At 51.0% G+C, this 9,401-nt stretch carries 10 protein-coding genes; 2 read left to right on the top strand and 8 right to left on the bottom strand.

The features are described 5' to 3' along the window. Window positions 1–306: 306 nt before the first annotated feature. The 4 genes from QT231_RS23810 to QT231_RS23795 form a co-directional block, all read right to left on the bottom strand. Window positions 307–681: a hypothetical protein gene (locus tag QT231_RS23810; protein ID WP_308339250.1), complete on the bottom strand. Its 375-nt coding sequence runs from the start codon at window positions 679–681 to the stop codon at window positions 307–309. Between the two features lie 377 nt (window positions 682–1,058). Continuing rightward, on the bottom strand, window positions 1,059–1,484 hold the full coding sequence (locus tag QT231_RS23805) for a hypothetical protein (protein ID WP_308339249.1): 426 nt from the start codon (window positions 1,482–1,484) through the stop codon (window positions 1,059–1,061). Between the two features lie 3 nt (window positions 1,485–1,487). Next, window positions 1,488–2,459, bottom strand: a complete 972-nt coding sequence (locus tag QT231_RS23800) for a PIN domain-containing protein (protein WP_308339248.1) — start codon at window positions 2,457–2,459, stop codon at window positions 1,488–1,490. 105 nt (window positions 2,460–2,564) lie between these two features. Beyond that, a complete protein-coding gene (locus QT231_RS23795; RefSeq protein WP_308339247.1) occupies window positions 2,565–2,870 on the bottom strand; it encodes a hypothetical protein in 306 nt (101 codons plus the stop codon). Between the two features lie 669 nt (window positions 2,871–3,539). Here QT231_RS23795 and QT231_RS23790 point away from each other — a divergent pair. After that, window positions 3,540–4,493, top strand: coding sequence for a 2-dehydropantoate 2-reductase (locus QT231_RS23790; protein WP_308339251.1), 954 nt, complete (start codon window positions 3,540–3,542; stop codon window positions 4,491–4,493). A gap of 99 nt (window positions 4,494–4,592) precedes the next feature. Then, complete coding sequence (locus QT231_RS23785) at window positions 4,593–4,817, top strand: amphi-Trp domain-containing protein (RefSeq protein WP_064233106.1); 225 nt, start codon at window positions 4,593–4,595, stop codon at window positions 4,815–4,817. A 176-nt stretch (window positions 4,818–4,993) separates the two neighbouring features. Here QT231_RS23785 and QT231_RS23780 read toward each other — a convergent pair whose 3' ends face one another. The 4 genes from QT231_RS23780 to QT231_RS23765 form a co-directional block, all read right to left on the bottom strand. Beyond that, window positions 4,994–5,620: a glutathione S-transferase family protein gene (locus tag QT231_RS23780; RefSeq protein ID WP_308339246.1), complete on the bottom strand. Its 627-nt coding sequence runs from the start codon at window positions 5,618–5,620 to the stop codon at window positions 4,994–4,996. 221 nt (window positions 5,621–5,841) lie between these two features. Further along, a complete protein-coding gene (gene mmsB / locus QT231_RS23775) occupies window positions 5,842–6,735 on the bottom strand; it encodes a 3-hydroxyisobutyrate dehydrogenase (protein ID WP_308339245.1) in 894 nt (297 codons plus the stop codon). 120 nt (window positions 6,736–6,855) lie between these two features. Further along, window positions 6,856–7,971, bottom strand: coding sequence for an enoyl-CoA hydratase/isomerase family protein (locus tag QT231_RS23770; RefSeq protein WP_308339244.1), 1,116 nt, complete (start codon window positions 7,969–7,971; stop codon window positions 6,856–6,858). 17 nt (window positions 7,972–7,988) lie between these two features. Next, window positions 7,989–9,143 (bottom strand): acyl-CoA dehydrogenase family protein, encoded by a 1,155-nt coding sequence (locus tag QT231_RS23765; RefSeq protein WP_215095707.1) that lies wholly within the window; start codon window positions 9,141–9,143, stop codon window positions 7,989–7,991. Window positions 9,144–9,401: the final 258 nt, after the last annotated feature.

Raw genomic sequence — 9,401 nt, 5'->3', positions numbered from 1 at the left:
CTAGAGATGCGGGAATAATAAATGAAGACGTTCTAAAACGTATTGCTGGCCGATAGTCGTGCCAAGACGACAGGACACTGTCATCGGCAACTGATTTTTAGGTTTTCACACAGCCTCGGCCAAGAGCGGACTTTTAGCATTTGCGTATATACATATTATTACGCACCGCTGGCCGCGTTTTAAAACCAATTTTTCTTAGCAAACTACCAACTAGATCATCGGAGACAAGCATAAGCTACGCTATGAAAAGCGTGTCCGATGGAGGGCCATCGGCGCGGAAAAGACTTAATGCCTTGTTAGGCATTTTTATCCTCGACCAAAACTCAATAACTCGTTTAGCACTTTAAGATTATCCATTAGCCAGTCTGGAAGCCATTTGCCTAGTATTTCTTCTAAGCTACTCTTTACATTGTCACCATCCCTAGAATCTGCGTCATCTAGGCTATTGAAGAATTTCATCTCATTAAATAAGCGCTCACGTACCGAGGGATTAAGATGCATTACCGCGAAATCGATGGCCAATTCAGCATATTCGCTGCTCGTTTCACTTATCAGTTGATACAAATTTTCCTTTAATATACCTAACTCCTCTCCTCGAGATTCACGTTGACTGATTCCTTTATCTGCTATCTCTCCAATGTTTTCAATGAATATTTTATATACTTCAGAAAATTCAGACATTTCAATACCTCCCATGCATTAAATTATCCTAATAGCGGATTAGACTCCCTATCGTATGATTGGATGAACGCTCTAACACTTTCATCCGACAAATGCAGCCTAAAAAATTCACTTTAGATTATTGATAGGTATAATTGCTAATTCACAGTAGGTTGCATATCCAGATTTAGCCCGCTCGCTGCATTTTCCGGCACTTCCGCTCAGGGTCGCTAACTACCGCACCACTATCAGAGTAGCTTGAATTTCAGCACCCGGCCATGAGCGGAATTTTAGACGTCACTGATATAGCGCTTTAGCGCCATTATGCTCCGGCGTGCTTTAGCGCTTCCGGTGAAGGCCCGGAGGGCCGGAACGAACTGCAATGACTTTTTATGTTTTCATAATTTTAAACTAGCTAGGCCTTCAGGCACTGGGCCGCCCATGAAGAAACCGCTTTCAGACACGCCAATTCCCACGCCAAACCCCGAGACCATTCCACCGCTTATTTTATTTGTTCCTATTCTTGTGAAATCTTTTCCAAGCTCACACTCAGGTAACCTTCCAGTCAAATCCCTAAATATCTTTCTCGCAGGCGAGTAAAAATACGACTGAATATCGTTTTCGTATACGATAAACCCATCCTCTTTCTCGGTGTACTCAATCTCATCCCAAGGTTCGTCAGCAACAATTTGTGGGTCCGCCACTTCACCGCTCAGATCAATTACCGAAAGAACGCCACTTGAATGTGACAAAATAGCTTTTTTTCCCCAAAGTAGGGGGATTTTAACATTATCAAAATTGACCGATCCAATTCTAAAGTCCATATCTCATTCACCAATCAAGTTCTTGAGTTCAGCCTCTAAAAATTGACGTTTAGAGGATTCCATTTGACGCTTCATTTCACTCTGGATTTCCTCTTGGGGAGTGAGTTCCCTATAAATCTGCACCACTCTATCATCCAGCTTTAAATCAAGTATAACTGGATCATCGGCGTGGTATATCAGATTCCCCTTGATTCGAGGGGGCAAAGAATTTTCTTCATTCGTCACTAATACAAACTTTCTTATGATACTTCCATTTGATTCCTTCTTTGTGCGATAATCTTCTACTCGATCAATGTTCGCATCGCTCAAGCTTAAATTGTTTTCTATAAACTTATCTCTGAATATAAAAATATCGTTTATTAATTTTTGGATTGGCTCAGGACGACTATCCAACCACTGATTTAAATCATCCTCTGTTTTTAGATTTATTATCTTAGCGGAAGTACCTTCTTCAGTATTGGCGCCATTTTCAAAAATTTTGTCATTTGAAACTATTACTATTGGCAAATCTGACTTATGAGAAATCGAGACCAGCTGACTCCAAATTATCCTATCCCTAAACTCCTCTCCATCTATATTTTTTGGAAGAGGAGGGAGTCGAAATGATGCTCGTCGCTCCGCATCTAGGTAATTATCTATTTCTGGCTCTAGCAAATAAACATCAGCAAATTGCCGCTTAATAGTGTCATATATATCAATTGCATTGCCAGCTTCACTTGGTTCGGGTGAAATGTTAAATCCTTTTTCCTTTAGAAGCTCCCACGCCTGCCTAACGTTAGCAAAATCCTTGTCGACCAAATTTTTAAGCCATGCATTGAACTCTAATTGAACCGTTCTAGGAATAGCGACTGCATCGCCTCTTTCAATGGCACTTTGAATTTGAACTCGTAGCTTTTCAGGAATATTTCCTTCAAGGTAGTCCTTTGATCCAAGAGTCCTCAAGTAATTAGTGTCAAAAACTATGTGTGACGCCATTATTCGTCTCTCTAGATTATGTGACTTCTATTTAACTCATAAACATAACACCTCGCTAACGTGCTGATTGTAACGAAGAGTGACCCAGTCACGTTAAGCGGTTTGTTAGAGGTTTTCTGCTTCATCATCCTGCTCTTCAAGCTTGGATTGCATTGTCTCCTCATACACGATCCGAAGATCGTGCGCTGCACGTTGCACATCTCTACATTTGGATTGGCCGGGCGGCTTACCCTTTTTGTAAGATGACCGAATCGCTTCGTCGAGGGTTGAACGCAGTGTCTCAGCAGCGTCCAGGATTTGCTCTGCCTTCTCGGAATAACTGTAGTTGTGAGCCACCCAGCTACTCAAACGGCTAAGGTCTCTCAGCCCTTCGTCAATCCCCCAGAGCGAATACCTAGTACGTCGGCGCATCTCCCCTACCTCACGGGTAGCGCGGTCCGCACGTTCGCGCCACGCTTGGACGTTCCCGCCATGTTTGGTCTTTTTGACAAGGATATGGGTTGTGGCGACGGACTCGTGAATTACACGGCCTAGATCCTCCAAGTATTCGCCCATTAGCTGTCTATGGGCTGAGCGAAACTCGGCACCTTTCTGACTCAGAATTCCGAGTAGAACTGAGAACAGACTAGCTCCGGCAGCCACAGCGGCTGCCGCCAATGTAATTTATTCATTCGTCATGAACTTCCTCTAACAGTTTATTAGTACGAATGCATGTTTTTCTGGCAACCAGAATCTTAGCTGCTTACCTTTAATGCATTGAAATTTATAAAAAAAGCTCGCCTTTGCGGTACTCTTTGCCAGAAAAACGCGCATTGTGTGCTAGAGGTTACCGTAAAAACGTGGCTACTGAGGAATGTCCGCTCAGGGTCGAAACCAGTCCTCCAACAAGGTGTCCCTGCAGCCACTACCTGTGCTACTTCCACCACCCTAAGTACAAGTTATCCAAATCCCCTTAGCTTCAAAGCTACCAGATAACGATTGCTGCCGTCACTGGAAATTAACCTTTTATACCGCCTTCATTTCTGGGCAATGAACACGGTAAGCTGGGCGGCTACGCCGCTGCTGAGTACGACCTTGATGATGCCTACCCACTGGATACTCGGCCCTGGGGCCATTGGCCGCCTGTTGGCCCATTCGCTTTCACCTTTAGCGGCCACTACGCTCATTGGTCGACGTGTGCTGCCTGCGCGGCAGATACTGACTACGCCTGGGGGCGAACAAAAGGTGCAGCCTCTCAATATACTCACGGTTGCCCAACTCACCTCTGAAACGCATGAACCACCCGCCTTTGTTCATATCACTACCAAATCAATGGCGGCTGAGGCGGCGCTGGCTGGCGTTACGGGCAGTATTTCCCCTTCTACCCCGCTGATGCTTTGGCAGAATGGCTTTTTGGCGCAGCCGCGGATTACTCAGGCGTGGCCGGGGCCGGTGCTGTGCGCAACAACAACGGAAGGCGCGTACTTAACCGGTGATGATGGCGTGGTGCACGCCGGGCGCGGGCATACCTTTGTTGGCGATTTAAATAATCGGCACAGCGCCCTGGCGGATGAACTTGCGCAAACGTTAACTCAGGCTGGGCTTGCCGCCACAAAGGTGGATGATATTCGCCAACGCTTGTGGCAAAAGCTGGCGGTGAACGCGGCGGTTAACCCCCTAGTGGCGCTGAATGGCGTGCGTAATGGGGAGCTTTGTGCTGACGCTTATGCGCAGCGTGTGGAAGCTATGGTAAAGGAAGTCGCGGCGATTATGCAGGTAGAAGGTATTCAGCCACCTAACGGTGGGCAAGATAAGGGTATGGGTGGTGAGCAAGCGTGGTTGGCGTTGGTGTGGCAGGTGGTGGAAAACACCGCGAACAACAAGGCCTCAATGCTGCAGGATGTGGAAGCAAAACGCCCCACCGAGCGTGTGGCGATATTGGGGCCTCTGATTGAGAGCGCTCAACGCCATGGGTTGGCGTGTGAGGTGTTGCAGGGGTTGGATGATGAGTTAGCAGAGTTGGAAGCGAGTTATTTAGGCACTCTTCACCATTGAGGAAAGGTCACCCGTTATATGTGCGGATCAACTGCTAGACTAAGTGCGAGCCTGATTCACCAAGGTGCTGGCAGTAATGACTTAACCCAGGAGAGGCAAATGGGATCCAAAGAAGAGAGAGACGTAGAGAAAGGCTATCCGAAGGCCGATTTTGTGGCCAAGTTAAGGCGACTGGCTGATGCCATCGAGAACGGGGAACGTTTCGATATTCAGATTGCAGGCGAGCGCATCTACGTCCCCGTTCGCGCCGAATTCACCATCGAACACGAACGCTCAGATGATGAAGAGGAAATTGAGTTTCAGATCAAATGGAAAAATGAGTAGTGCCTGAATTGAATTGAGTTGCGTGCGTGGCACCAAGGGCAGCTTCGCTGCCCTCCCGCGGGTGCCTCGTTTCTCGCTGCGCTCGCTACTCGTTACCACGCGCCACATAAAAACCGCTTCCTAGCCAAGCATTTAGAGCGTGTTACAAGCGCGTTTATCTCATTCAGATTCAAACATCAGGTAACCGGGATCACCACCACTTTTTGGTAGGCGGGGCGTTCAGCAATTTGTTGATACCAGCGCTCTAGGTGGCTGCGCGGCTGCCAGGTTAAGCCGATATGCCATAAGTTATAGATAAATGGCGCCACAGCGATATCGCCCAGGCCAAATTGATTGCCTGAAAAATACGCCTGCTTGGCCAGCACGTTATCCAGCATCTCAAACAGCTCTTCGCAGGCCTGCATACCCGCTTCAAGAGCGGCGTGATCGCGTTTTTCGGGTGGGGTTCTGACATAGCCCATCAGGATAGTGCGGTGTGTGGGAGACAGTGTGCTATTCGACCAGTCCATCCACTTTTCTGCCTGCGCCCGTTCGGCAGGGGCTTCGATCCATAGCTTGTTTTGGCCGTACTGCGCTGCCAGGTAGCGAATGATCGTGTTGGATTCCCACAGCACGCTGTTGGTGGCATCGTCTTTGAGTACCGGCACCAGGCCATTGGGGTTCATGGCCAGGTACTCCGGGGTGTTATTTACCCCGTGCTCAAGCCCGGCCTGAATCTGCTCAAAGGGCAGTTCCAGTTCTTCTAGCACCCACAGCACTTTTTTGACGTTAGTGGAGTTGTTGCGGCCCCAAAGCGTGATCATGGCAGTCCTTGTGTTTGCGAGTAGAGAGAAGCCTGAGTTTGCCTCGCACGGGGCTGGGAGGCAAGTTGGGGCTTTTGTGGCAGAGCTGGGGCGGCTTCGCCGCCCTCTCGCGGGTGCCTCGTTTCTCGCTGCGCTCGCTACTCGTTACCACGCGCTACAAAACCCCGCTCCTCACCGCTTACGATTCACTCCTCACGATTCACTCCTCACGGTTCTCCCCATCACTCCTCACCCTGATAAAACTTCATCAGGCTAGAGAAGTCGAGCTTGCCGTTGCCTTTGGCTTTATGCAGGGTGAACAGTGAGCGGGCGGCGGAGCCCATGGGGACTGCGGAGGCGCTTTGCTGGCTGATATCCATGGCAAGGCCTAAGTCTTTGATCATTAAATCTACCTGAAAACCGCCTTGGTAGTTTTTGGAGGCCGGTGCATTTTCCATTACCCCTGGGTAGGGGTTGTAAACATTGAGCGCCCAGTTACCGCCGGAGCTCTGTTTCATAATTTCAGACAGCACCGCGGGGTCGAGGCCATTTTTGACGCCCATATTGATCGCTTCGCAGGTGCCCGCCATCAAGATAGACAGCAGCATGTTGTTGCATGCTTTAGCCACTTGCCCCGCACCATGGTCGCCGGCGTGGAAGATATTTTTACCCATGGTTTCCAGCACAGGCTTAGCCTGCCTGAACTCGGCCACGCTGCCACCCACAATAAAGGTCAGTGTGGCCGCTTGAGCGCCGCCTACCCCACCGGAAACCGGTGCATCCACAAAGCCTATACCAAGTTTCTCACCCTCAGCGGCAACGCTACGGGCGGTATCTCCGTCAATGGTAGAACAGTCGATCACCAGAGCACCCCGTTTGATCACATCAAATAGGGGCGCATCGTCTTCAATGTATAGCCCGCGCACATGCTTGCCTGCGGGCAGCATTGAAATTATAAAATCAGCATCGGTGGCCGCTTCCTGAGCCGAAAAAGCCACTTCACAGCCATTGGCTTTGGCGGTGTCTTGCGCCGCTTGAGAAAGATCAAAGGCGCGAACCTCAAAGCCTGCTTTTACTAGATTGGCAGCCATGGGGCCACCCATATTGCCCAGACCGATAAATGCGATGGTATTCATTTTATTATCCTTATCAGCAAGTCGTGAGAGCTAAGTTATAAGAGCTAAGTTGTAAGAACCCAGTCATGAAAACCCAGTTGTGAGAACCCAGTCATGAAACCCAATTATGGAAATATAGTATTAGCGTAGATCCGCTAGCGGATTTTGCGACCAGGGGCAAGTTAGCAGTTCGTTGATAAAGCTATCCTCTACCGAGGCCACATCAGGATACGTCCACGCCGGTTGACCATCTTTGTCGACCAGCAGTGCACGCACACCCTCTGGGAATTCACGGTGGCGGCAGCACTGTACCGAAAGCACCATCTCGGATTGGAACACTTCCGCTAGCGACATATGCTTGGCACGTTTTAGCTGCTCATCGATCAATTTAACAGACACCGGACTGCCTTGGGCCAGGGTTTTCTGCGCTTTGCTAAACCATTTATCGTCGCTTTCCACCGCGGCAATGGCCGCTACAATCTGCTCAACGCTATCGTGATCCATCAACTCGCGAATCAGCGCAGCGTGCTTATGTATCGGTGTTTCCAAGTTGGCAAAGGCGGGCTGAGACGTCTGTTCCAACTCACGCATCACGCGATTGACGACACCGTGGGCATCGGTCTGCTCGCCTTTCCCCCAGGCTGCCTCGGTTAGCTGTTGCATCAGGCTGTCGCGCTGGTCGCTGGCGATACAGCGGTCGGCCAAGCCAAGCTGCAAGGCATCTGGCGCGTTGATCTGACAGCCGGTCATGGCTAGAAAACGCCCCGCCCCGTTGGGAAGCCGGTTCAAAAACCAGCTGGCGCCCACGTCGGGGTAAAGGCCGATGGTGACTTCCGGCATGGCCAGGCGCGAGGTCTCGGTGACTACGCGGTGGCTGCTGGCACTTAACAGACCCATGCCGCCGCCCATGACAATGCCATTGCCCCAGCAGATCACCGGCTTCGGATAGGTATGCAGCAGATAATCGAGCCAATACTCGGTTTCAAAAAAACGCTCGGGGAAGCTGGGGTCGCCCTCACCGGTAATGGTTTTATACAGATTGACGACATCGCCACCGGCACAGAACGCTTTCTCGCCAGCGCTATCCAACAGGATCGCCACTACCCGATCGTCGGCTGCCCAGCCACGCAGGCGGGGCAACATCTCTTCACACATTTCAAGCGTTAACGCATTCAGGGAGCGCTCGGCATTGAGTTTAATCTCGCCGATGACATGGCCATCATCGGTGGGGTGTTCGGTAAATAGTACGCTGCTCATTGGCTTTCCTTATCCTCTTACAGCTCGGTGGCGCCGTCTGCCAGCACCCGGCGGGAGATAATCAGGCGCATGATTTCGTTGGTGCCTTCCAGAATGCGGTGTACCCGGGTATCGCGAACGTAGCGCTCCATGGGGTACTCCTTGATATAGCCGTTGCCGCCGTAAAGCTGCAGCGCTTCATCGCACACTTTAAAACCTACATCGGTAGCAAAGCGCTTGGCCATGGCACAGTAGGTAGGGGCATCGGCGTGCCCTGCATCTAACTTGGTGGCCGCCATACGCACTAACTGGCGCGCGGCGACCAGCTCGGTGACCATATCGGCCAAACGGAACTGCAGCGCCTGAAACTCGGCCAAGTGCTTACCGAACTGTTTGCGCTCCCGCATATACTCCCGCGCCTTGTTGATCGCCTGCTGGGCGGTACCGATGGAGCAGGTGGCAATATTGATCCGGCCACCGTCGAGGCCCTTCATGGCAATTTTGAAACCGTCGCCTTCATTGCCGAGCAGGTGGTTGGCGGGCACACGTACGTCTTCAAAGGTGATCATGCGTGTGGGCTGGCTGTTCCAGCCCATCTTCTCTTCTTTGCGCCCGTAGCTAATGCCGTCACTCTTGGCATCCACGGCAAACGCCGAGACGCCGCTAGCCCCTTCGCCACCGGTGCGCGCCATGACCACCAGAAAATCGGTGCTACCAGCGCCGGAAATAAACATCTTGCTGCCGGTCAGCACATAGTGATCGCCATCGCGCTTGGCAGTGGTTTTTAGCGATGCCGCGTCAGAGCCTGAGTTTGGCTCGGTTAAACAGTAAGAGCCCAGCAGCTCGCCCGTGGCCAGCCTTGCGCCCCACTGCTCTACGGCTTCCGGTGTGCCGAAATCCGCCAGCATCCAGGTGACCATATTGTGGATGGTCAGATAGGCGGTGGTAGAGGTACAGCCCATGGAGAGCTGCTCGAAAATGATACTGGCATCCAGGCGCGAAAGCCCTAACCCGCCCACGCTTTCCGGGGCATAGAGAGAGCAGAAGCCCAGCTCGCCCGCTTTACGAATCACATCGACAGGGAAAAACGAGGTCTGATCCCACTCCGCAGCGTGGGGCTCCAGCTCGTTTTGGGCGAATGCCCGCGCCATATCGGCAAAGGCGACCTGGTCTTCATTAAGCTCAAAATTCATGGCGTATCTCCGCTAGTGTGCCTGCACACTGGCTGTTGTCGTTGTAATTGACGTTTACGTTAACTTATCTATTTACCCGGCTACAAGCAACATGCCAGCACTTGCTACCTTAGGCTTAGGCCTGAATAAATGATCGAGTAGGAAGGGGAGTTGCCTCCCCTGTCCTCTCACACCACCGGGCACCGAAGCGTCGGACCGACGGTTTCGTACCACGGCGGTTCATGAAGAACGCTTGAGCCATCTTACCGTATCGAGTAT

It is taken from the genome of Halomonas sp. SpR1 (genome assembly GCF_031010175.1).
In the GTDB taxonomy this organism is placed as follows: Bacteria; Pseudomonadota; Gammaproteobacteria; order Pseudomonadales; family Halomonadaceae; genus Vreelandella.
The sequence above is the reverse complement of the archived record's forward strand: the minus strand, read 5'-3'. Positions and strand labels throughout refer to the sequence as shown.